Below are 21,669 nucleotides of genomic sequence, written 5' to 3'. Positions count from 1 at the left end.
TCATGGCGGCTGGCGGGAAGCTAAGAGCGGAGCATAACCTTACGTCAAATTAACGTTTGGTAAGATATCGGCACTCAAACTTGCGAAGCTGCAGGGCGCTGCAATCGCAAGGCGTAACATGGCCTTTATTACTCTGCCTTCGAAGTTTCGTCGCGCTCACGCAAGTTGCGGGCAATAAGGCGGCAAAGACCGCGGAACTGCTGATAGCTTTCCTGCGGCAGGAAGGAGAAGACATCGCGTTCGATGGTGTCGGCCGCCGCATCGCAGGCTTTGATCATACGCTTGCCTTCGGCCGTCAGACTCATGCGCAGGATGCGGCGATTGGCCGGATCTTCCTTGCGGGTGATGAGGTTACGGCGCTGCAGGCTGCCGATCAATTCGTTCATGGTCTGCGGTGTGACGAAGAAGCGGCGGGAAAGTTCTGCGGAGGACAAGCCGTCGCGGGCACCGATCACGCTCAACACGGTGTACTGAATGCCGGTCATCTGCATGGGGGCAAGTGCTGCTTCAAGCCGGCTGCGGACTGCATGGTTTGCCTGGTTCAGGAAATAGATGGCGCGGGGATGGTCCATCGCCCATTCGCCGGCAGGTGTGTCTTTGGGCTTCACGTCTTCAGCCATCTTGGTGCGGTGATCCCTTATTTCCAAATGGTTATATAAGCGGGTAACCGAGAAAGTGCGGCGGCACAAGCAGGTCCGAGTAGAAACCCTCAACTTACTGAGGCGCCAAGTCGCTGCGAAAGCGATTTCGCAGCGCGAAGCGTAGCGGTTAGCGGCGCGCCGGTGGGTGTGATGTCGAAGCCATCCTGCCGGCCGAGAACGGTGAGGACCGCCTTCAAGTGTCCTCGATGATCGAAGACGGGGACAGCGATGGCGGAAAAATCCGGCACCGTGGCCGGCAAGGTTGCGGCATAGCCTTTCTCGCGTACCCCCGGAAGATCGGCGATAAATCGCTCGATCGAGGTCTCGCTCTCGCCGCCCTGCCGCATCATGGCGTGCAGATGGGGCTCCCATTCGTCCCGCGGAAGGTGCGCCATGAAGGCGCGGCCCGTCGCCGTCGGCCAGAGGCGGACGAGCGAACCGACCTTGATTTCGTAGACACTGTCCGAGCGGCCTTCGATCTTGTCGACCACGACCGGCGCGTCACCGTTCCACACCGCAAGCGTCACCGTCTCGCCAAGTACGGCCGCGAGTTCCGAAATCGTCGAGCGAGCGAGGCTCAGGAAGTCGGTGCGGGAAAGCGCGGCAAGCCCGAGTTGCAGCGCCGCATCGCCGAGGTCGTAGAGGCCGGAAATTCGATCCTGGACCACAAAGCCGGTGCGCACGAGGCTGACGAGATAACCATGCGCCATACTGGGCGTCATCCCTGCCGCAGCGGCAATGTCGTTCAGCCGCATTGCACGGCCCGCATGCTGGATTGTCGTCAGCACACGCAAGCCCTTTTCCAGCGACTGGATGCCCGCACCCCTCGGGGCCGTTTCTTTATCTGCCGATATATCCATATCCCGCTCCGCTTGACGTTCGCGGTCATCTTTATACAATATAAGCGAACTGTTTCAATAATATTGAAGTGCACGCGAAGGAAGGGAGGAGAACCTTGGCGGAATATCTGGTTTGTTCGGAACATGAGATCGTCGATGGCGGCCGCAAGGTCGTCGCTTGCGGCGACAAGGAAATCGGCATCTTCCGGGTGAAGGGCGCGTTGCACGCCTGGCACAATATGTGCCCACACCGGCAGGGGCCGATCTGTCAGGGCCGCATCTATCCGGAGGTGGTCGAGCCGGTCGATGAGAACTGCGAGGTGCGCACGCTTCAGTACAATGAGGGAAACATGCACGTTGCCTGCCCCTGGCACGGCTGGGAGTTCAACCTCGAGACCGGCAGGAATCCTGTGGGCCGCTACCGCCTGCACCGTGCTGAACTCGCGATCCGGGAGGGCCAGGTCTATGTCGTTCTCTGATCAGAAACTGCGCAACGACCCCTATGGCTGGATCGAGGACGCGACGGCCGAGATCGAGAAGGCAGCGACCGAACTCTTGGAAAACGGCGAGGCGTCGCGGATTTCCGACGAGGCGGTCGCGCGGATGATGACGGCGGCGATCCGGCTCTATGTGGCGAAAAGCGACGGCGAGGAGCGGACTTTCAGGCCGCTCACCGGCGCCCGCGACGAGACGGTAACCGCAACCGAAGCGCTGTCTGCCGTGTCGGAAATCCTGAGGGCCCTGCATCTCGGCCCGATGGAACTGGCGCTCTGGTACCGGCGCCGGCCTGATGAGCTTTAGGAGCAAAATCCACACTCACTTTCGCTCGAGGAGGCGAACATGGATGTTTTGAACAAGGATCGCGTCCACGAACTGCCGGTGCAGGAGATCGACGTCTTCACCGATACGCGCGACATCCTCGCGCATGCCGAGAAGGCCGCCAAGCGGCGCGGCTTCCAGGACTGGCTGATCTGCGACGTGGATGCGCATCACACCGAGACCATCTCCTGGCACGAACTGGTGCAATATATCGAGGATCCGGTCATCCGCCATCAGGCGATGCTCTTCCACGACGAGAAGATGGGCACCGCATCCTATGGCCTCAACGGCGACATGGGCCTGAAATACCAGGATGTCGGCGGTCGCATTCCGCACCAGGCGGGTATTCGCGAAAAGGTCGATGACGGCATCCATCGGGACGTAACGCTAACCCGGCGAGCGATGAGCGCGCTCGGCGTCGACTACATGGTGCTCTTCCCGACGCCGATGCTGACCCTCGGATTGCATCCGCAGCCGGAAATGGAGGTCTATCTCGGCCGCGCCTATAACCGCTGGCTGATCGACAAGGTGCTGACCAAGGACGACCGCATCAAGACGCTCGCCTATCTGCCCTTCAACGTGCCCAAGGAGGCGGAGCGCACCATCGAGGAGTTTTCGGGCCAGCCCGGCGTCATCGGCTTCTGCGTGCCGTCGACGCGCCACAAGCCGGTCCACCATAACGACTATATGCGCGTCTATTCGATGCTGCAGGAACGCGATCTGCCGATCGCCTTCCACGCCGCCTATCACTGGCAGGATCAGTCGCTTTCGACCATCAACCGTTTCCTTGGCATGCACGCGCTCGGCTTCGTCTGGTGCAACATGGTGCATCTGACAAACTGGATACTCAACGGCATTCCGGAGCGCTTTCCGAAGCTCAAAAGCATCTGGGTGGAGAGCGGGCTTGCCTGGGTGCCCTTCCTGATGCAGCGTCTCGATGACCAGTATCTGATGCGGCCTTCCGAAGCGCCGCAACTGAAAAAATTGCCGAGCGAATACATGCGCGAGAGCTGCTGGTATACGACCCAGCCGATGGAAACGACCAACATGAAGGCGCTGGAACTGACGCTCGACATGATCAACGCGGAAACGCAGTTGCTCTTCGCTTCCGACTGGCCGCACTTCGACTTCGACCTGCCGCAGGAAATCTACGACCTGCCGTTCCTCTCCGAACAGGCCAAGCGCAATATCCTCGGCCTCAATGCGGCAAGGCTGTTCAATCTCGACCCGACACCGCGTAAGACATTGTAATCACGGGACTTGGGAAGGGGACCTGATCGATGGCAATGACCGGAGGCGATGTGATCGCCGCTTCGCTGCGCGCACATGGCGTCAACACCGTCTTCGGCATTCCGGGCGCCCAACTCTATGGGCTGTTTGATGCGCTTCAACGCGACGGGATGCGGGTGATCACGCCGCGTCACGAGCAGACCTGCGCCTATATGGCTTTCGGCTATGCACGCGCCTCCGGCCAAGCCGGGGTCTATTCCGTCGTGCCCGGCCCCGGCGTGCTGAACACAGCTGCCGCCTTGCTGACAGCCTGGGGATGCAACGAGCCGGTGCTTTGCCTGACCGGCCAGGTGCCGACCGCCTTTCTCGGCAAGGGCCGTGGCCATCTGCACGAAATGCGCGATCAGCGGGCCACTCTTGCCGGCATCGCCAAGTCCGCGGAGCGCGCCGAGAGGGCAGGGGACGTTTCCGCCGCCGTCGCCCATGCCTTCCGCGAGATGCACTCGTTGAAACCAGGCCCGGCGACCGTGGAAATGCCTTGGGAGCAGTTTACTGCAGAAGGTGAGTTCGAGATCGTCCGGCCACTGGAGCGGCATCCTGATCCGGTCGCGGATGTGGCGATCGGCGCGGCGGCAAGAGCTATCGAAAAGGCTCAGCGGCCGATGATTTTCGTCGGGCCGGCCGGTTTCGAGTCGCGCGACGAGGTGCTCCGGCTTGCCGAACTCCTGCATGCGCCGGTGGTTGGCTTCCGTTCCGGCCGAGGTGTCGTTTCCAACCGCCATGAACTCGGCCTCACCATCGCCGAGGCGCGAAGGCTCTGGCCGAGCGTCGATTGCATCATTGGCATCGGCACACGATTGGAGGTGCCGAGCTGGCGCTGGCAGGCGCGGCCCGAAGTCCCGGTTGTGCGGTTGGAGATCGATGCGGAGGAACTGACCCGCATATCTGGCACGCTCGGCGTGCTGGGCCGGGCGAAGACGTCGCTTAGTGCACTGCTTGAAGAAATCGGGCCTCGTATTGCCTCACCGGACTGGCAGGCCGCGATTCGCAGCGCCCGAGTGGAAACGGCTGAAGCCATCAAGGAGATCAGCCCGCATCACGGCTACCTTCAGGCGATCCGGCAGGCGCTGCCGGATGACGGCATCCTGGTGGAAGAGGTTTGCCAGGCGGGCTTCGCCTCCTGGTACTGCTATCCGGTCTACGAGCCGCGCACCTTCATCTCGACGGGCTTCGAAGGCACGCTCGGTTTCGGCTTTCCGACGGCGCTCGGCGTCAAGGTCACACGGCCGGACGTGCCGGTCGTGTCGATCGCCGGCGACGGCGGCTTCATGTTCGCGGCGCAAGAGCTGGCGACAGCCGCGCAATACGGCATAGACGTCATCACCGTCGTCTTCAACAATTCGGCCTTCGGCAACGTCAAGCGCGACCAGCAGCAGAATTTCAACGGCCGGCTGATTGGCGCCGAGCTCAGGAATCCCGATTTCGGCAAGCTGGCCGCCGCTTTCCACGTGGACTTCGCCCGCGTGAGCGCCCCGGCCGAATTGCGCAAGGCGATCGAGACGGCGATGACCCGCGGCGGGCCATGGCTGATCGAAGTGCCCCTTTCGATCGAAAATGAAGTAAGCCCGTGGAAATTCATCCACGGATAGCAGCAAGGATATCCAAGGCCTCGCAATGAAAAAGCCGGCGTTTCCGCCGGCTCCTTCTGTCTGGCCTCAGCTGCGCACCAGCCCCTCGCTTTTTAGGTTCGGGGCGTTCGTCGTTGAAATCGATTCACTGGATCGATTTCTCCAGCTTCGCCGGACCACTCCTCACTGCTGCGGAATCTGGGCGATCGCGACGTAGTCCTTCCACTCGGCGACGGTCTTCACCATCAGGGCCTGGGCTTCGGCCGGCGTGGAGATGTAGGGGTCGCCGCCCTGGTCGCCCAGGAACTTCTGGGTTTCCGGTTGCTGCAGAACGGTGTTGAACCAGCCGTTGATCTTGGTGGTGATGTCCTCCGGCGTATCCTTGGCAACCATGGCACCCCACCAGCCGAGCTGGTCGACATCGAAGCCCTGCTCTTTCAGCGTCGGGATGTCCGGGGCGCCCTTCATGCGTTCCGGCGCGGCGACGCCGAGAAGACGGAATCGGCCTTCACGCTGCTGTGCAAGGGCAAAGACCGGGTCGTAGGAACCGAAGTCCATCGCGCCGCTGGTGATGTCGTTGAGAGAGTCGGCGGCGGTCTTGTACTGGACGGCAACCGTGTCGAGACCGGCCTTCTGCTTGTAGACTTCGGCCATGACCTTGCCCGAGGTGGCGTTGACGGCGTAGGAGCCGCCGTCACCCTTTTCCTTCATGGCGGCGGTCAGTTCCTTCAGGTCCTTATACGGCGCGTCCTTGGCGACGGCGATCATGAAGGCCTGCTTGTTGACGGTGGCAATCGTCATCAGGTCCTTGGCGACATCGATCGGCGGCTTCTTCATGATCCACATGTTACCGGCGATCGAATTGCCGGAGTGAACGAAGATCGTGTAGCCGTCCGGCTTGGAGCGGGCAGTATATTCGGCGGCAATGTTGCTCATTGCGCCCGGCTTGTTTTCGACAATGATCGTGGCGCCCGCAACCTTCGAAACCTTGTCCGCGAAATACCGGACGAGAACATCGGCGCCGCTGCCGGCCGGGAAGGCGCAGACGAAGGTGATCGTCTGGTCCGGATAAGCAGCCTGGGCTGGAGTGACATGGGTAATCTGCGCCACCGACAACATCGCCATGGCGGCGGTGGCTTGCGCGATCTTCTTAAGCCATTTTCTCATTTTTTATCTCCTATGGCGGTTAGTAAGGGTACCTGAGAAAGACCCTCCGGCACTATGCGGAGAGGGCCTTTCCAATCGGTTGATTAATTTTGTGGAATCTTGGCTAAAGCCACATAAGTTTTCCACTCGTCGACGGTCTTGGCGAGCAATGCCTGCCCCTCGTCCGGCGTGCCGATATAGACGTCGCCGCCGAACTTGCCGAGGAAGGCTACTGTGTCCGGCTGTTCCAGGATTTCGTTGAACAGCGCGTTGATCCTGGCGACGATCGGCTGCGGCGTCGCCTTCGGAACGAAGGAGCCCCACCAGCCGAGCTGGTCGATATCGTAACCCTGCTCCTTGGCCGTCGGTATGTCCGGAATCGATTTCAGCCGGACCGGCGAACCGGTGGCCAGGATACGCATACGCTTCTCGTTGGCCTGGGAGAGGGCGAAGACCGGATCATGGACGCCGTAATCGATCGCTCCGCTCAGCATGTCGTTGAGCGAGTCCTTGGCGTCCTTGAAGCTCACCTCGACCGGCTCTACGCCGGCGACCTGCTTGTAGACTTCGCCAAGAACCTTGCCGGATGTTGCCGCCGTCGCATAGCTGGCGTTAGCGCCCTTCTGCTTCAGCATCGCCGTCAGGTCCTTCATGTCCTTGATCGGGCTGTCATAGGCAACGACGAACATGAAAGCCTGCTTGTTGATGAAGGACGTCGTCTGCAGTTCCTTCACCACATCGATCGGCGGGTTCTTGAAGAGCGACATGTTGGCGGCCGTCGATGTGCCCGAGTGGACGTAGATCGTATAGCCGTCAGGCCTGGCGCGGGCCGTATACTGCGCGGCGATATTGCCCGCCGCCCCCGGCTTGTTTTCGACGATGACCGTCTGGCCCGAAACCTTGGCGAACTTGTCCGCGAAAAAGCGGACAAGAACATCAGCGCCGCTGCCGGCCGGGAAGGCGCAGATAAAGGTGATCTGGCCATTCGGATAAGCATCCTGTGCGAATGCGCCGGCATGGGTCAACGCGGCGGCGGCCGCCAGAACCATGAGACTTCGGCGTGTGATATCGGTATTGATCGGCATGTAGTCCTCCCTCGATGCCGGATTCATTCCTCAGGTTTGTCCGCAAAGATCGCGAGGCCTGTCTGGCAGGCCGTGCGTCCTCGAGCTAGTTCTGCGGAATCTTCGCCGTCGCCACATAGCCGCGCCACTCCTCGACGGTCTTGGCCAGAAGTTCGTCGACCTCCTTGGGCGTGCCCGTATAGACGTCGCCCCCGAACTTGTTCAGGAACGCCTCCGTTTCCGGCTTGTCGAGCACTTGCCTGAACAGCGCGTTCAGTTTCATGACGATGTCGTCGGGGGTTTGGGCCGGAACGAAGACTCCCCACCAGCCGAGCTGGTCGACATCGAGGCCGTATTCCTTGAGCGCCGGAATATCCGGCGTCGATTTCATCCGCTGCGGGGAACCGACGGCAAGGATGCGAACCCGTCCTTCACGGTGTTGGCTGAGCGCGAAAACCGGATCGAGCGCGGCAAAGTCGAGCTGGCCGCTGACGATGTCGTTCAGCGAGTCCGGACCGGTCTTATAGGAGACTTCCGTCGCTTCGACACCGGCGAGTTGCTTGTAGACCTCGGCGAGCACCTTGCCGGACGTGGCGGTCGAGCCATAGGTAGCGTCGCCACCCTTGGCTTTCAGATGCTGGGTCAGTTCATTGACATCCTTGATCGGCGAATCGGCCGCGACAACGATCATGAACGGCTGCTTGTTGATGAACTGGACGCCACGAAGCGCCTTGGTCACGTCGATAGGCGGCTTCTTGAACAGCGACATGTTCGCAGCAGTCGATGTTCCGGAATGAACGTAGACCGTATAGCCGTCCGGCTTGGCGCGGGCGACGTATTCGGCGGCAATATTGCCGTTGGCGCCCGGCTTGTTCTCGACGATCACTGTCTGTTTCGCAACCGCCGCCACCTTTTCGGAAAAATAGCGGACCAGGACGTCCGCGCCGCTACCGGCCGGAAAGGCGCATACGAAGGTGACCGTATCGCTGGGATAGGTATTGGACTGGGCGAGCGAGACACCTGGCAGAGCGGCGGCCACCATGGCCGCCGCTACGAAGGTGCGTCGCTTCAGTTTCGGATGTTGTGCAGTCATTTGGCTCCTCCTTCCAAAATGGTGCGAAATATTTACTCCTCCTGGAACGCCTCCTCGCGCGTTTTCCGGAATTGCGGGAAGACGATCAGACCGATCATCAGGACCGTCGCGACCAGAAGCGTCGCGGAGATCGGACGATCCAGGAAGATCATCGGATCGCCGCGCGAGATCACCAGCGAACGCCTGAGGTTCTCCTCCATCAGCGGGCCCAGGATGAAGCCGAGCACCATCGGCGCCGGTTCGCAGCCGAGCTTGTAGAGGATGTAGCCGAAGACGGTGAAGATGATCATCAAGACCATCATGAACGGTTCGGTGCTGGTCGAATAAACGCCGATCGCGCAGAACAACAGGATCGCCGGATAGAGCAGGCGGTACGGGACCGATAGCAGCTTCACCCAGATACCAATCATCGGCAGGTTGATGATGACGAGCATCAGGTTGCCGATCCACATGGAGGCAACCATGCCCCAAAAGAGGTCTGGACGCGTGGTCATGACCGCCGCGCCCGGCTGGATGCCCTGGATGATCATCGCCCCCATCATGATCGCCATGATCGGGTTCGACGGAATCCCGAGCGTCAGAAGCGGAATGAACGAGGTCTGTGCGGCAGCGTTGTTGGCCGATTCCGGGCCTGCCACACCTTCGACGGCGCCCGTGCCGAACTTGCGCGGGGTTTTGGAAATCTTTTTCTCCAGCGTATAGCTGGCGAAAGAGGCAAGGACCGCGCCGCCGCCGGGCAAAATGCCGAGGAGCGAGCCAAGGCCGGTGCCGCGCAACGCCGCCGGATAGGCTTCCCTGATTTCCTTCCTGGTCGGCCAGAGATCGCGCAGGCGCGTGCTGATCGTCTCGCGCGGCGGCGGTGGGTTTTCGAGATTTCGGATGATTTCCACGATCCCGAACAGCCCGAGAACCAGCGGCAGGAAGTCGATGCCTTCCCACAGGCCGTTGAGGCCGAACGTATAGCGGGTCAGCCCGGTGTTGATGTCCGTGCCGACGAGACCGAGCAGGAGGCCCATGAGTACCATGGCGACGGCCTTGAGCACGGAGCCGTGCGCGAGAACGATCGCCATGACGAGGCCGAGCAGCATGAGCGCGAAATAGTCCGGCGAATTGAATTGCTGGGCAATCGCGGAAAGCGGCGGGCCGAAGGCGGCAATGAACACCGTCCCGACGCAGCCGGCGAAGAACGAGCCAAGGGCGGCGATCGCAAGCGCTGCACCGGCGCGCCCACGGCGGGCCATCTGGTGTCCCTCGATACAGGTCACGACCGAAGAGGCTTCACCCGGCATGTTGACCAGGATCGAAGTGGTCGAACCGCCGTACTGAGCGCCATAATAGATGCCGGCAAGCATGATCAGCGACGAGAGCGGGTCCAGGCCGAAGGTGATCGGCAGCAGGATGGCAAGCGCGGGGATGGGACCGATGCCAGGGAGGACACCGATCAGCGTGCCGAGGATGGTACCGATCAGACAGAAAAGCAGGTTTTCCAGCGTGCCCGCCGCCATGAAGCCGGTTGCGAGGTGATCAAAAACTTCCATGGCTTACCTGCCCCACCATACGGGCATAGGCTGCCCAAGCGCGTATACGAAGATGATGACGACGAATGCGGCCGTGCCAACCGCGAAGACCACCGTCTCGATCAAGTTGACGTTCCGCCGCGCATAGGCGGCAAAAAGGATCAGCAGGATCGACGAAATCACTGCGCCGACTTCCGCGATCAAAAGGCCGAAAGCGGCAATCGCCAGCAGGATGAAGAGGATCGGGCGGAACTGGATACGCTCGATAGGGGGACCTTCGAGCGAGAGCGACTTCGCCGTGACGATCAGGCCGATCAGCACGATCAGGCCGCATATGATCATCGGGAAATAGCCCGGCCCCATGTTGCGAGCCGAACCGAAGGTAAGATCCGAACCGACATAAAGGCCAATCGCGCCGAAGAGGATGAACAATATGCCCGCGCCGAAGTCCTGCGGACTTTTGATTACCATGGTTTCCTCCCTGAAAACCTTTCTCTGTCAACCGGTCCCGCTACTCTCTCACAAACCGAACCGTCATTACGCATGCGATTTAAATCTGCGCCTCGAACCCGCGGACTTGAATTCGTCTATGAACAACAAGATTTGACTATATACAAGGACATCCCTCTTGTCAGTCAATCCGGTGCCACCGGCTTTTATCGATCTGATAGCACACCGAGCCGTGTTTTCCGATCTTACCTCAAAGATATCAGGAAGCCATATATCTTAGGTGTAATTTCCAGACATTCTTTCGGGCTTTTGATCCACATGCTGAAACTTTTCGTTGCGCTTTTCCATCTCGAGGTGCTTCGGGCGATCCGATATGGAATTGGTTTTGAACAAAGTCAATTATACTTTATCAAAAATGGTTGACAGGTGGACGCGACGCGGAGAGACTATCCGTCAGCATTTCAGAGGATATAGAGTATGAAGATTTCACTCGTGGGGGGAGGGATTGGCGGCCTGACGGCAGCCTTGTCATTGCTCCGCCAGGGTTTCGATGTCGACATCTATGAACAGGCAGTCGAATTGAAGGAAGTCGGCGCGGGCATCCAGGTCAGCGCCAATGGCACGCGGATTCTCTTCGCGCTCGGGCTCGAAGAAGACATCATGTCCGTTGCCGCCCAGGCGGACGGCAAGGAAATCCGGTTGTGGAACACCGGACAGACCTGGAAGCTGTTCGATCTCGGCCCGCTTTCCATCGAGCGTTATGGCTTCCCTTACATCACCATTCACCGTAACGACCTGCATCAGGTCCTGGCTGCGGGCGTGCGCCGCATCAAACCGGATGCCATCAAGTTGTCGAGGAAATGCGTCGGCGTTAAGCAGGACGAAAAGGGTGTCACGATCACTTTCGCCGATGGCACCAGCGCCACGTCCGATATCGTGGTCGGCGCCGATGGTGTGCATTCGAAGATTCGCGAGACGCTGTTCGGTCGCGACGATCCGAAATTTTCCGGCATCGTCGCCTGGCGCGGCGTCATCCCGGTCGAGCGCCTGCCGAAGCGCATGCTGCGGCCGGTCGCTACCAACTGGATCGGCCCTGGAGGCCACGTCATCCAATATCTGTTGCGCCGCGGCGAACTGATGAACTACGTATCGGTCGTCGAACGCTCGAACTGGCAGGTCGAATCCTGGTCGGTCGCCGGCACGACGGAGGAATGCCTTGCAGACTATGAAGGCTGGAACGAGGATGTCCACACGCTGATCAAGGCGATCGACGTGCCTTACAAGTGGGCGCTGATGCTGCGCCCGCCGATGGACAAGTGGACCAAGGGGCGTGTCACGCTTCTCGGCGACGCCTGTCATCCGACCCTGCCGTTCCTCGCCCAGGGGGCGGTGATGGCGATCGAGGACGGCTTCATCCTCGCCCGCGCGCTCGCCGAGAACAACGGCGATTACGAGGCCGCCTTCGCCGGCTACGAAGCTGCCCGCGTCGAGCGGGCTGGCAAGATCGTGCGCGGCGCCGAAAGCAATCTCGGCCGCTTCCACAATCCGGCGCTGAAGGACCCCAAGCTCGCCGAAGATTACGTCAATGCCGAGTGGCAGGAAGACAAGATCAAGCAGCGTTACGAATGGCTCTTCACCTACGACGCGACCAAGGTTCCGGTCGCTACAGGCCAGAGGTCGCCGGAAGCTGTCGCCTAGGCGCTCCCGGATCACGGCTCAATCGCACAAAGCCCGTTCGCCGGTCTGCCGGCCGGACGGGCGAAGCATAACGGGTAGGACAGCATGAACACCAGGGCGGAATGGCAGCGGATCCCGCTGATCGTCTCCTTTCCGGAGACGGCGAAATATACCGAGACCTATGGCTTTGCCGGCAATTCAGGGCGCGTGAACCTCGAAGGCCAGTTGCTCAAGCCCGCCGATGCACCATCGAAGACGGTCTATGTCTTCATGCACCCCACCTCGACGCTGCAGCTCCTGCCGATGCCGATGGCACTCGCCGATGCGGGCCTGCATGTGCTCTGCGCCGCCAGCCGCTACCCGAAGAACGATACCGCCCTCATCATGGAGAAGGTGGCGATCGACCTTGGGAAGTGGTTGGACCATGCGCGCAACGAACTCGGGTATGAAAAGGTCATCCTCGTAGGCTGGTCGGGTGGCGGTTCGCTGTCGTTGTTCTACCAGGCGCAGGCGGAGAGCCCGACGATCACCCACACCCCGGCCGGCGACGAAGTGAACCTTGTCGAAGCGGGCCTGAAGCCCGCCGACGGTGTCATCTTCATCGCCGCGCATCTGTCCCGCGCCGAAACGCTGACCGAATGGCTGGACCCTTCGGTCATCGACGAAATGAACCCGGACGTCCGCAATCCCGAATTCGATATCTATTCGCCGGATTGCCCGCACCAGCCGCCCTATACGAAGGAATTCGTTGAGCGTTTCCGCGCCGCCCAGGTCGCCCGCAACCGCAAGATCACCCAATGGGCGCTCGATACGCTCGCGGAACTCAAAAGCCGCGGCGGCCCGGAGCAGGAGCGCGCCTTTGTTGTCCACCGCACCATGTGCGACGTGCGCTGGTTCGATCCGACAATCGACCCGAACGACCGGCCGGTCGGCAAGAGCTACATGGGCGATCCACGCACGGTGAATGTCGGCCCGGTCGGGCTTGCCCGCTTCACGACCCTGCGTTCGTGGCTTTCGCAGTGGAGCTACGATCTCTCGAACGCTAAGGGCCCGATGAACGCTGCGCTGATCAAGCGCTCACCGGTGCTGCAGATCGAGAACAATGCCGACGAGGCGGTCCCCGCGACCCACAATCCGGCGATCCGGGCAGCACTCGCGACGCCGAACAAGGAATATCTGACGATTCCGCATGCGACCCACTACTATCTCGGCCAGCCGGAACTCTTGAAAACCTGCATCGATCGGGTGGTGGACTGGAGCAAGCGGCAGGGATTGTTGGCATGACAGCCGTCCGGAGTTCGCCGGCGGCGGGCTCCGGACCATCGGGAGGTTTTGACCGTGAGCTTTAGTGAAAAGCACCACCGTCCAGGCTGGATCGGTGGTGCGTGTGCTTTGTCCGCTTCCAGGAATGGGGCAATCGCAGATAAGGATGACGAGTGGTGCCGCATGCTCCCTCTGATCTCCCCCTTTGAGGGGGAGATGTCACCGAAGGTGATAGAGAGGGGTAGCGACAGTGCTGCGGGCGAAAAGGTTACTGAAGCGCCTGGGCGACACCCCCCTCTGCCCCCCCGGGCGTCTCCCCCTCAAGGAGGGAGATCGGCCAGCCCTACCACTTCGCGTCCCATCAGTTGCCCCGTCATCGAACGGGTGGAGGCCTCAAGCCGCGGCCGATTTGTTGGCGATCATGCCTGCCTTCTTCTTCACCCACGCCTTCATGGCGTCATGGGCTTCCGACGCGGCCTGTTCCAGATAGCCCGGCTCTTCCGTGCGGGCGGTGATCTCAAGGCGCAGGCCGTTCGGGTCAAAGAAGTAGATCGAGTTGATGAATTCATGGTCGATGACGTCGGTCGTCTTCACGCCGGCATCCTGCAGCCGCTTCTTGAACTTCAGGACCTCTTCGACCGAGTCAACTTCCATGGCAAAGTGCTGGACCCAGTCCGGCGTGTTCGGCGAGGGAAGTGGCATGACGTTTTCGCCGAGGTCGAAGAAAGCCATGTAGGAGCCGTCGCCGAGTTCGAAGAAGAAATGCGCGTAGGGCTTTTCCTCACCGGTCGAAGGCACGCGGTCCGAGGTCATGCAATTGACCAAAGGCAGGCCAAGCAGGTCCTCGTAGAACTTTCTGGTCTCTTCGCCGTCGCGGCAGGGGTAGGAAAAGTGATAAAGCTTACGAAGCTTCGGTGCGTCAACCATGGTCTTTCCTCCATATCCAGGCTTGTTGCATTGGCCTCGATGGTAGGCCTTTGCCGTTCCTCCGATGTCCACCTTGAGAGGGGACATGCCTCGGAGAGACCAGGACACAACGGATTTATGAAGGCAGCGGGAGGCGTCAATGCTTGCGCTTGATGCGGATAACGTGGCCATGATGGCCGCCCTGATGGACGAGGTTGGCGAGCCGGCCTTCCCCGAAAAACTGCTGGAAATCCTCCGCAAGCTCGCGGGCACCGACTTCTGCTCCGCTTTCCAGGCGGAAGAAGACGGATCGCTCACCTACCTTTTCGCCTGTGGCTATCACTCGACAATCCCCGGTTTTGCGGAGCGTGCCTCGCTCGATTATGCCCGCCGCTATTGGCAGCGTGACCGGGTGACACGTCAGATGCTGTCTGCGGTTTCCACCCCTCGCAAGGTTCAGGTGGTGCGTCAGGCCTGGAACGGTATCCGCGATCCTGAATACCGCCGCGACTGTTATGAGCGAGCCCATGTACTGGAGCGGCTGACCATTTATCATTCCGACATGCCTCGGGTCTTCGCCAGCCTTTACCGGACGCGCGAGAGCGGACCGTTTCCAATCTCCGCCGTCGAACGGATCGAGGTGGCGGCGCCGCTCCTGATGGCGATGCTGGTCAAGCATGTGCGGCTGCAGGGACGGCCGCAGACGGCGCCATTGCATCCGCCGATCCAGGAGATCGCCGGCCGTCTGCTGCAGGCGGGTTATGCCTTGTCCGGACGCGAGGCCGAGGTCTCTGCCGGGCTGTTGCTTGGCCGCACGCACCGGGAGATTTCCGAAAAGGTGGGTCTCGCGCTATCGAGTATCGTCACTTACCGTCAGCGCGCTTACCGAAAGCTCGGCGTCAGCGACCGCCGAGGCCTCGAAGCGCTTTACGAGGGAATTTCACGCGCCTGAGTGCGCAGTTGTTAAGGGGGAGTTTTGAAATGATTTCGATCAAGGACCGCATCGCCATCGTCACCGGCGCCAGCTCGGGGATCGGCTGGGGCATCGCCAAGGCGATCGCCGCCGAAGGCGCCATCACCGTGCTCGCCGCCCGCAGCGCCGACAAGCTGGAAAAGCTTGCCGGCGAGATCGAGGCGGAAGGCGGCCGCGCCTTCGTGGTGCCGGCCGACGTGACCGACGAGGAACAGGTCTCCGAACTCTTCGCCCGCGTGAGGGAGAAATACGGCCGGGTCGACATCCTCATCAACAATGCCGGCATCGCCGACCACACGGCGGTCGAAAAACTCACCAACGAGCGCTGGCATGAGGTGATCGCCGCCAACCTGCATTCGGTCTTCTATTGCAGCCGCGCCGCCTTCACCATGATGATCGAGCAAAAGCGCGGCCGCATCATCAATATGGGCAGCCTGTCGTCAAAGGTGCCGCGCCCGCACACCGCCGCCTATACGGCGAGCAAGTTTGCGCTCGAAGGCCTCACCCGTTCACTCGCCGTCGACGGTCGCGAACACGGCATCGCCGTCTCGATGGTGCATCCAGGCTCCACGGTGAGCTCGCTGGTCCCAGGCATTACCGACCAGGTCCGCCCGGCAACGATGATGCCGCTCGACGTGGCGCGTATCGTCGTGTTGATGGCGACGCTTCCGGACGACGTGAACCTCTATGAAAGCATCATCCTGCCGGTCGAAATGCCGTTTCTGGGGCGCGGTTAATCCTTATTTCAGCAAATCTTCACGCGGATTTCCTTTCGTAAAGGCTAGATCAGAAAGCCGCTTGACCTATATTCGGGTCCCTGATATTCAATCCCGCAGCAGGGAGAAATTGCTATGGAAAATCAGACCGAATCCACCGCCGCCGAGCAGACAATGGGCAAGTGGGGCGAATATGTCACCGTGGAATTCGACGAGGGCATCGCCTGGGTGACCCTCAACCGGCCGAAGCAGCGCAACGCGATCAACCCCGGCATCGTCTGGGAGATGAACGCGATCATGGACGCGCTGGAAGAGGACGAACGCTGCAAGGTGATGGTGGTCACCGGCGCCGGCGAATCCTTCTCTGCCGGCATGGATCTGAAGGAATATTTCCGCGCCACCGACAAGGTGCCGCCGATCCAGCGCGAACGCCTGTTCCGGGCGAATGCCGCCTGGCAGTGGCGCCGGATGATGTGTTATCCGAAGCCGACCATCTCCATGGTCAACGGCTGGTGTTTTGGTGGCGCCTTCCAGTTCCTGGTCGGCTGCGACCTCGCCATTGCCTCGGAAGAAGCGATCTTCGGCCTTTCCGAGATCAACTGGGGCATCATCCCGGCCGGCATCGTCACCAAGTCGGTGCTCGAGACGATGAGCTTCCGCGACGCGATGTACTATATCATGACCGGTGAGACCTTTAACGGGCGGCAGGCCGCCGAGATGAAGCTGGTGAACAAGGCCGTCGCCCCGGAAGACCTGAAAGAAGAGACCCGCAAGCTTGCAATGACGCTGATCGGCAAGAATCCGTTCGTGCTGCGCCAGGCCAAGACCGCATGTCGCTTCACCCGCGACATGAGCTGGGAACAGGCCGGCGAATATCTGATGGCGAAGTCCGACCAGACGGAGCTTCGCGATCCGGAAAACGGCCGCAATGTCGGCATGAGCCAGTTCCTGGACGAAAAGTCCTTCCGCCCGGGCCTGGGTGCTTACCGCCGCGACTAAAGAGACGACCATGTCCGATATCACGACCACTTCTCCCAAGACGTTCGACCTCGATCGTCTCTTGCGCCCACGGTCCATCGCGATCGTGGGCGCGTCGCCCGATCCCGCCTCGATCGGCGGCGGCGTGCTGGCGAACCTCGAACTCTTCCAGTATTCGGGCGACCTGCATCTCGTCAGCCGCTCGCGCGACGAGATCAACGGCCGGCCCTGCGTTAAGACGATCGGCGACCTGCCGAAAGGCGTCGACGTGGTCATCCTCATCGTGCCGCAGGCGGCGATCAGGGAATCGGTTCTCGCCTGCATCGAGCGGGAAGTGGCGAGCGTCATCGTCTATTCGTCGGGCTTCGCAGAGGCGGGCGAGGAGGGCCGTAAACAGCAGGACGAGCTTGCCGAGATCTGCCGCAAGGCGGGCATCGCCATGCTCGGGCCCAACTGCATGGGCTATACGAACTATGTCGACGGCATTCCGCTCACCTTCGAGCCGGTCGATCTACGCGGCGTCGGCGAGCGTTCGCGCGTAGCGATCGTCGCCCAGAGCGGCGCCACGGCCGCCAACATCCGTTTCGCCATGCATTCCCGCGAGATCGCGGTCTCCTATGTGATCGCCACAGGCAACGAGGCGGTGCTCGCCGCCGAAGACCTTATTGCATGGCTGATCGAGGACAAGGACAACGCGGCTGTCGCGGTCTATGTCGAGCAGGTGAAGAACCCGCAAAAATTCCTGGCTGTCGCTCACCGCGCCCGCGAACTCGGCAAGCCGATTGTCATGCTGCATCCGGGCTCCAGCGAGCGCGGCAAGGCGGCGGCTCAATCGCATACCGGCGCTCTTGCCGGCGACCACGCCACCATGCAGACGGCCATCCGCAACGAGGCGGTCGCACTGGTCGAAACGACCGACGAGCTGTTCGACGTGACCGCGATCCTTGCCCGTTATCCCCTGCCGCCTACCGGCCAGGCCGGTATCGTGACCAATTCCGGCGCAATCCGCGGCCTCTGCTTCGATTTCTGCGAACGGGTCGGCCTGCCGATTGCGACGCTTTCGGAAGAGGTTCATGCGGAGCTCACCTCGCTCGTGCCGCCCTATGTGCATGTCGATAACCCGTTCGACATCGGCACGACCGGTTTTGCCAATCCCGGCATTTTCGGTACGTCCACCGCGGCCATGCTGAAGGACCCGAATGTCGGCATCGTCTTCCTGTCGCATGCGGGAGGTTCGCCGCCGATGCAGATCAAGAAGTCGGATGCGATCATTCCGGTTGCTGCGACCGCCGAAAAGCCGGTCATCCTCAACATCATCGGCGACGACTATCCGCTCGACCCGAGGTTCATGAAGGCGGTGCGCGACAGCGGCATTCCGTTCTTCCGCTCGCCTGAACGCGCCATGCGGGCCATGGCGGTGGTCATGAACTATGCCGCCGCGCTCGCTGCCACGAAGGACCGTGCACCGGAAGGTGAGCGGCTGAAGGACGTTCCGGCCTCCGGACTGGTGGTCGAATATGAGGGCAAGCGCATCCTTTCCGACCTTGGCATCCAGACGCCTAAGGGCGCTCTGGCGAAAAATGCCGATGAGGCGGTGAAGATCGCCGCCGGGATCGGCTATCCGGTCGTCATGAAGGCACAGGCGGCGGAGCTTGCCCACAAGAGCGATGTCGGCGGTGTCATCGTCAACCTCGCCGACGAGGCGGCGGTGCGTGCTGCGCATGAGAAGATGTATGCCGGTATCGCCAGCCAGAAGCCGGGCCTGACGCTTGACGGCGTGCTGATCGAAGGCATGGCGCGGCAGGGCCTCGAAATGGTGGTCGGCGCCAAGCGCGACCAATGGGGTCCGACGGTTCTCGTGGGCTTGGGCGGCGTCTGGATCGAGGCGCTGGCGGATGCCCGTCTTCTGTCGGCCGATATCAGCCGCGAACGGGCGATTGCCGAAATCCACAAGCTGAAGGCGGCAAAACTGCTTGGCCCCTTCCGTGGTCAACCGGCCCTCGATGTGGAGGCGATCGCCGACGTTGTGGTTAAGCTCGGCGCGCTGATGCGTTCGACACCGGAGATCGTCGAAGTCGATATCAACCCGCTGGTTGTCTATGGCGAGGGGGATGGGGTTCTCGCGCTCGACGCGCTATTCGTGATGCGGTGAGAGCCTCAGCTTTCACTGCGATTTTTTGGAGAGGTGCCGTCGGTTTCTGACGTCTCCTCGGGCTTGTCCAGAGGATCTATCCACGTCTGATCTGGGCAGATGCTCGGGAGAGGCCCGAGCATGACGATGGAGAGGTTGCGGACCTCCGGGAAAAAGAGCGAGGGCTCATGTCCTCGCTTCCGACATTTCAAAGCCGTCACGAGGGAGGAAACAGTGATGCAGATTCAATCCTATGGCGAACTGAAGCTCTTCATCGATGGCGAATGGATTGGCGCGGACGGCCGCGTCACCGAGGACGTCATCAATCCCGCGACGGGCGAGCCGATCGCGGCGCTGCCGCATGCGACGGCGGAAGACCTGGATCGCGCCGTCGCAGCGGCCTCCCGCGCCTTCAGGACCTGGCGCACCACGACGGCCTACGACCGCGCCAAGATCATCCGCAAGGCGGCAGATATCCTGCGCGAGCGTGCCGCCGAACTCGGCCGGCGCATGACGCTCGATCAGGGCAAGCCGCTTTCCGAATCCATTCCGGAAATCCACATCTCCGCCGACATTCTCGACTGGACGGCGGACGAGGGCCGCCGCACCTATGGCCGCGTCATTCCTTCCCGCCTGCCGGGCGCCCGCTGGTTCGTCACCAAGGAGCCGGTCGGCCCGGTCGCCGGCTTCACACCCTGGAACTTTCCGGGCGTCATCCCGGCGCGAAAAATTTCCGCAGCACTCGCGACCGGCTGCACCATGGTCATCAAGCCTTCCGAGGAAACGCCCTCGACGGTGCTTGAAATCGCCCGCGCACTCCAGGATGCGGGCCTGCCGAACGGCGTGCTGAATGTCGTGCACGGCAAGCCGGCCGAAGTCTCCGAACACCTGATCGCCTCCGACGGTATCCGCAAGATCACGTTTACCGGCTCCACCAATGTCGGCAAGCAGCTTGCCGTCCTCGCTGCGCAGGCAGGCGTCAAACGCGCCACGATGGAACTCGGCGGCCATGCACCGGTGCTGATCTTCGAGGATGCGGATATCGACCACGCTATCCGCGTCATGGTGCATGCTAAATACCGCAATGCCGGTCAGGTCTGCATCTCGCCGACCCGCTTCTACGTACATGACAGCGTCCACGACAAGTTTGTCGACGGTTTCGCCAAGGCGGCTGCGGCGCTGAAGGTCGGCGACGGCCTCGATCCGGAAAACCAGATGGGGCCACTCGCCAACAACCGCCGCGTGCCGGCCATGGAGCGCATGGTGGCCGATGCTGTCAGCCGCGGCGCAAGGATCGCCACCGGCGGCGAACGCGGCAGCAATCGCGGCTATTTCTTCCAGCCGACGGTGCTTGCCGACGTGCCGCAGGACGCGATCATCATGAATGAAGAGCCGTTCGGCCCGGTCGCGGTCACCGCCCGTTTCTCCACTTTCGAGGAGGCGATCGAACAGGCGAACCGCCTGCCTTACGGGCTTGCCTCCTACGCCTTTACCCAGTCGGCCAAGACCGCGACCATGGTCAGCGACGCAATCGAGGCTGGTATGGTCGGCATCAACAACAATGCGATTTCCATGACCGAAACCCCCTTCGGCGGCGTCAAGCAGAGCGGCTACGGCTCCGAGGGCGGTTCGGAAGGCATGGAAGCCTACCTCGTCACCAAATTCACCAGCCAATCGTAAGGCGAAAGAGCGTTTTAGGAGCACTAATCATGGCCATTGAAGCAAGCGATATCGGCGGCGAAAACGTCAAGGTCGAATTCGAGGACGGCATTGCCTGGGTGAAACTGAACCGCCCGGACAAGCGCAACGCCATGAGCGTCGGGCTGGCGGAAGACATGATCCGCGTGCTCGACGAACTCGAAATCGACGACCGCGCCGGCGTCATCATCCTCACCGGCGAAGGCGAAGCCTTCTCCGCCGGCATGGACCTGAAAGACTTTTTCCGCGCCACCGACGGCGTCTCGGACGTGAAGCGCATGCGCGCCTACCGTTCCACCCGCGCCTGGCAATGGCGCCTCCTGATGCACTACGCCAAGCCGACGATTGCCATGGTCAACGGCTGGTGTTTTGGCGGCGCCTTCACGCCGCTGATCTGCTGCGACCTCGCCATTGCTTCGGAAGATGCGGTTTTCGGCCTTTCGGAAATCAACTGGGGCGTCATCCCCGGCGGTGTCGTGTCCAAGGCGATCTCGACCCTGATGAATGATCGCAAGGCCATGTACTACGTGATGACCGGCGAGAAGTTTGGCGGCAAGATGGCCGAACAGCTCGGCCTGGTGAACGAGGCGGTGCCGGCCGACAAGCTTCGCGAACGCACCGTCGAAATCGCCCGCGTGCTTCTCGAAAAGAACCCGACCGTGCTCCGTCAGGCACGAATGGCTTATAAATATGTGCGTGAGATGACCTGGGAAGAGTCGGCGGAATATTTGACCGCCAAAGCCGACCAGACGACGTTTGTCGATCCGGAGAAGGGACGGGAGAAGGGGCTGTCGCAGTTCCTGGATACGAAGACCTATCGCCCGGGGCATGGAGCTTACAAGCGGGAGGAGTGAAGGTTACTTCCCCTTGAGGGGGGCGGCACGCAGCGCCGGGGGGATG

Annotated in this window: 20 protein-coding genes; 12 read left to right on the top strand and 8 right to left on the bottom strand. The window is 61.3% G+C overall.

Annotated elements, in window-relative coordinates; translation table 11 throughout:
- Nucleotides 1-128 precede the first annotated feature (128 nt).
- On the bottom strand, nucleotides 129-620 hold the full coding sequence (locus tag ABK249_RS18085) for a MarR family winged helix-turn-helix transcriptional regulator (RefSeq protein WP_227705676.1): 492 nt from the start codon (nucleotides 618-620) through the stop codon (nucleotides 129-131).
- A gap of 89 nt (nucleotides 621-709) precedes the next feature.
- Nucleotides 710-1,501: an IclR family transcriptional regulator gene (locus ABK249_RS18080; protein ID WP_227705677.1), complete on the bottom strand. Its 792-nt coding sequence runs from the start codon at nucleotides 1,499-1,501 to the stop codon at nucleotides 710-712.
- A 95-nt stretch (nucleotides 1,502-1,596) separates the two neighbouring features.
- On the opposite strand from ABK249_RS18080, the gene ABK249_RS18075 reads away from it, so the two are divergent.
- From ABK249_RS18075 to ABK249_RS18060, 4 genes are read left to right on the top strand one after another with little or no spacing between them, the layout of a single operon-like run.
- Nucleotides 1,597-1,959, top strand: a complete 363-nt coding sequence (locus ABK249_RS18075; protein ID WP_037145206.1) for a Rieske (2Fe-2S) protein — start codon at nucleotides 1,597-1,599, stop codon at nucleotides 1,957-1,959.
- Nucleotides 1,946-2,281 (top strand): hypothetical protein, encoded by a 336-nt coding sequence (locus ABK249_RS18070; protein ID WP_037145209.1) that lies wholly within the window; start codon nucleotides 1,946-1,948, stop codon nucleotides 2,279-2,281. Before ABK249_RS18075 ends, ABK249_RS18070 begins: the two co-directional genes overlap by 14 nt.
- A 39-nt stretch (nucleotides 2,282-2,320) precedes the next feature.
- A complete protein-coding gene (locus ABK249_RS18065; RefSeq protein WP_210054843.1) occupies nucleotides 2,321-3,550 on the top strand; it encodes an amidohydrolase family protein in 1,230 nt (409 codons plus the stop codon).
- A gap of 29 nt (nucleotides 3,551-3,579) precedes the next feature.
- Nucleotides 3,580-5,178, top strand: coding sequence for a thiamine pyrophosphate-dependent enzyme (locus ABK249_RS18060; protein ID WP_348863559.1), 1,599 nt, complete (start codon nucleotides 3,580-3,582; stop codon nucleotides 5,176-5,178).
- Between the two features lie 162 nt (nucleotides 5,179-5,340).
- Here ABK249_RS18060 and ABK249_RS18055 read toward each other — a convergent pair whose 3' ends face one another.
- From ABK249_RS18055 to ABK249_RS18035, 5 genes are all read right to left on the bottom strand, one after another.
- Nucleotides 5,341-6,324 (bottom strand): Bug family tripartite tricarboxylate transporter substrate binding protein, encoded by a 984-nt coding sequence (locus ABK249_RS18055; protein ID WP_227705679.1) that lies wholly within the window; start codon nucleotides 6,322-6,324, stop codon nucleotides 5,341-5,343.
- Between the two features lie 83 nt (nucleotides 6,325-6,407).
- The gene (locus ABK249_RS18050) at nucleotides 6,408-7,388 is read right to left on the bottom strand and encodes a Bug family tripartite tricarboxylate transporter substrate binding protein (RefSeq protein WP_227705680.1); all 981 of its coding nucleotides are present in this window, start codon (nucleotides 7,386-7,388) and stop codon (nucleotides 6,408-6,410) included.
- A gap of 85 nt (nucleotides 7,389-7,473) precedes the next feature.
- Complete coding sequence (locus tag ABK249_RS18045; protein WP_227705681.1) at nucleotides 7,474-8,460, bottom strand: Bug family tripartite tricarboxylate transporter substrate binding protein; 987 nt, start codon at nucleotides 8,458-8,460, stop codon at nucleotides 7,474-7,476.
- Nucleotides 8,461-8,492: 32 nt separating this feature from the next.
- Nucleotides 8,493-9,998 (bottom strand): tripartite tricarboxylate transporter permease, encoded by a 1,506-nt coding sequence (locus tag ABK249_RS18040; protein ID WP_037145226.1) that lies wholly within the window; start codon nucleotides 9,996-9,998, stop codon nucleotides 8,493-8,495.
- A gap of 3 nt (nucleotides 9,999-10,001) precedes the next feature.
- A complete protein-coding gene (locus tag ABK249_RS18035; RefSeq protein ID WP_037145228.1) occupies nucleotides 10,002-10,448 on the bottom strand; it encodes a tripartite tricarboxylate transporter TctB family protein in 447 nt (148 codons plus the stop codon).
- Between the two features lie 456 nt (nucleotides 10,449-10,904).
- Between ABK249_RS18035 and ABK249_RS18030 the strand changes: the two genes are divergently transcribed.
- A complete protein-coding gene (locus tag ABK249_RS18030) occupies nucleotides 10,905-12,125 on the top strand; it encodes an FAD-dependent monooxygenase (RefSeq protein WP_348863558.1) in 1,221 nt (406 codons plus the stop codon).
- 84 nt (nucleotides 12,126-12,209) lie between these two features.
- Nucleotides 12,210-13,388, top strand: coding sequence for an alpha/beta hydrolase (locus tag ABK249_RS18025; RefSeq protein WP_348863557.1), 1,179 nt, complete (start codon nucleotides 12,210-12,212; stop codon nucleotides 13,386-13,388).
- A gap of 372 nt (nucleotides 13,389-13,760) precedes the next feature.
- On the opposite strand, the gene ABK249_RS18020 is transcribed toward ABK249_RS18025, so the two are convergent.
- Nucleotides 13,761-14,294, bottom strand: a complete 534-nt coding sequence (locus tag ABK249_RS18020; RefSeq protein ID WP_210054856.1) for a VOC family protein — start codon at nucleotides 14,292-14,294, stop codon at nucleotides 13,761-13,763.
- Nucleotides 14,295-14,433: 139 nt separating this feature from the next.
- Here ABK249_RS18020 and ABK249_RS18015 point away from each other — a divergent pair, with 139 nt between their 5' ends.
- The 6 genes from ABK249_RS18015 (at nucleotide 14,434) to ABK249_RS17990 (ending at nucleotide 21,623) form a co-directional block, all read left to right on the top strand.
- Nucleotides 14,434-15,225: a helix-turn-helix transcriptional regulator gene (locus tag ABK249_RS18015; RefSeq protein WP_227705684.1), complete on the top strand. Its 792-nt coding sequence runs from the start codon at nucleotides 14,434-14,436 to the stop codon at nucleotides 15,223-15,225.
- A 29-nt stretch (nucleotides 15,226-15,254) separates the two neighbouring features.
- Nucleotides 15,255-15,983 carry an SDR family oxidoreductase gene (locus tag ABK249_RS18010; protein ID WP_227705685.1) on the top strand — a complete coding sequence of 243 codons (729 nt, stop codon included), beginning with the start codon at nucleotides 15,255-15,257 and terminating at the stop codon, nucleotides 15,981-15,983.
- A gap of 114 nt (nucleotides 15,984-16,097) precedes the next feature.
- On the top strand, nucleotides 16,098-16,961 hold the full coding sequence (locus ABK249_RS18005; RefSeq protein ID WP_348863556.1) for a p-hydroxycinnamoyl CoA hydratase/lyase: 864 nt from the start codon (nucleotides 16,098-16,100) through the stop codon (nucleotides 16,959-16,961).
- Between the two features lie 10 nt (nucleotides 16,962-16,971).
- The gene (locus ABK249_RS18000; RefSeq protein WP_348863555.1) at nucleotides 16,972-19,092 is read left to right on the top strand and encodes an acetate--CoA ligase family protein; all 2,121 of its coding nucleotides are present in this window, start codon (nucleotides 16,972-16,974) and stop codon (nucleotides 19,090-19,092) included.
- A 216-nt stretch (nucleotides 19,093-19,308) separates the two neighbouring features.
- On the top strand, nucleotides 19,309-20,751 hold the full coding sequence (locus ABK249_RS17995) for an NAD-dependent succinate-semialdehyde dehydrogenase (RefSeq protein ID WP_348863554.1): 1,443 nt from the start codon (nucleotides 19,309-19,311) through the stop codon (nucleotides 20,749-20,751).
- 29 nt (nucleotides 20,752-20,780) lie between these two features.
- The gene (locus tag ABK249_RS17990) at nucleotides 20,781-21,623 is read left to right on the top strand and encodes a p-hydroxycinnamoyl CoA hydratase/lyase (protein ID WP_227705688.1); all 843 of its coding nucleotides are present in this window, start codon (nucleotides 20,781-20,783) and stop codon (nucleotides 21,621-21,623) included.
- The last annotated feature ends 46 nt before the right edge of the window (nucleotides 21,624-21,669 follow it).

Source organism: Neorhizobium phenanthreniclasticum, from assembly GCF_040066075.1.
Lineage (GTDB): Bacteria > Pseudomonadota > Alphaproteobacteria > Rhizobiales > Rhizobiaceae > Neorhizobium > Neorhizobium petrolearium.
Note: the sequence above shows the minus strand (reverse complement) of the source record. Positions and strands in the feature narration are given on the sequence as shown.

What these genes read in the sequence shown, in the direction of transcription:
- ABK249_RS18085 (WP_227705676.1), bottom strand. Translation starts at nt 620, where the DNA reads ATGGCTGAAGACGTGAAGCCCAAAGACACACCTGCCGGCGAATGGGCG.
- ABK249_RS18080 (WP_227705677.1), bottom strand. Translation starts at nt 1,501, where the DNA reads ATGGATATATCGGCAGATAAAGAAACGGCCCCGAGGGGTGCGGGCATC.
- ABK249_RS18070 (WP_037145209.1), top strand. Translation starts at nt 1,946, where the DNA reads ATGTCGTTCTCTGATCAGAAACTGCGCAACGACCCCTATGGCTGGATC.
- ABK249_RS18065 (WP_210054843.1), top strand. Translation starts at nt 2,321, where the DNA reads ATGGATGTTTTGAACAAGGATCGCGTCCACGAACTGCCGGTGCAGGAG.
- ABK249_RS18060 (WP_348863559.1), top strand. Translation starts at nt 3,580, where the DNA reads ATGGCAATGACCGGAGGCGATGTGATCGCCGCTTCGCTGCGCGCACAT.
- ABK249_RS18055 (WP_227705679.1), bottom strand. Translation starts at nt 6,324, where the DNA reads ATGAGAAAATGGCTTAAGAAGATCGCGCAAGCCACCGCCGCCATGGCG.
- ABK249_RS18050 (WP_227705680.1), bottom strand. Translation starts at nt 7,388, where the DNA reads ATGCCGATCAATACCGATATCACACGCCGAAGTCTCATGGTTCTGGCG.
- ABK249_RS18045 (WP_227705681.1), bottom strand. Translation starts at nt 8,460, where the DNA reads ATGACTGCACAACATCCGAAACTGAAGCGACGCACCTTCGTAGCGGCG.
- ABK249_RS18040 (WP_037145226.1), bottom strand. Translation starts at nt 9,998, where the DNA reads ATGGAAGTTTTTGATCACCTCGCAACCGGCTTCATGGCGGCGGGCACG.
- ABK249_RS18035 (WP_037145228.1), bottom strand. Translation starts at nt 10,448, where the DNA reads ATGGTAATCAAAAGTCCGCAGGACTTCGGCGCGGGCATATTGTTCATC.
- ABK249_RS18030 (WP_348863558.1), top strand. Translation starts at nt 10,905, where the DNA reads ATGAAGATTTCACTCGTGGGGGGAGGGATTGGCGGCCTGACGGCAGCC.
- ABK249_RS18025 (WP_348863557.1), top strand. Translation starts at nt 12,210, where the DNA reads ATGAACACCAGGGCGGAATGGCAGCGGATCCCGCTGATCGTCTCCTTT.
- ABK249_RS18020 (WP_210054856.1), bottom strand. Translation starts at nt 14,294, where the DNA reads ATGGTTGACGCACCGAAGCTTCGTAAGCTTTATCACTTTTCCTACCCC.
- ABK249_RS18015 (WP_227705684.1), top strand. Translation starts at nt 14,434, where the DNA reads ATGCTTGCGCTTGATGCGGATAACGTGGCCATGATGGCCGCCCTGATG.
- ABK249_RS18010 (WP_227705685.1), top strand. Translation starts at nt 15,255, where the DNA reads ATGATTTCGATCAAGGACCGCATCGCCATCGTCACCGGCGCCAGCTCG.
- ABK249_RS18005 (WP_348863556.1), top strand. Translation starts at nt 16,098, where the DNA reads ATGGAAAATCAGACCGAATCCACCGCCGCCGAGCAGACAATGGGCAAG.
- ABK249_RS18000 (WP_348863555.1), top strand. Translation starts at nt 16,972, where the DNA reads ATGTCCGATATCACGACCACTTCTCCCAAGACGTTCGACCTCGATCGT.
- ABK249_RS17995 (WP_348863554.1), top strand. Translation starts at nt 19,309, where the DNA reads ATGCAGATTCAATCCTATGGCGAACTGAAGCTCTTCATCGATGGCGAA.
- ABK249_RS17990 (WP_227705688.1), top strand. Translation starts at nt 20,781, where the DNA reads ATGGCCATTGAAGCAAGCGATATCGGCGGCGAAAACGTCAAGGTCGAA.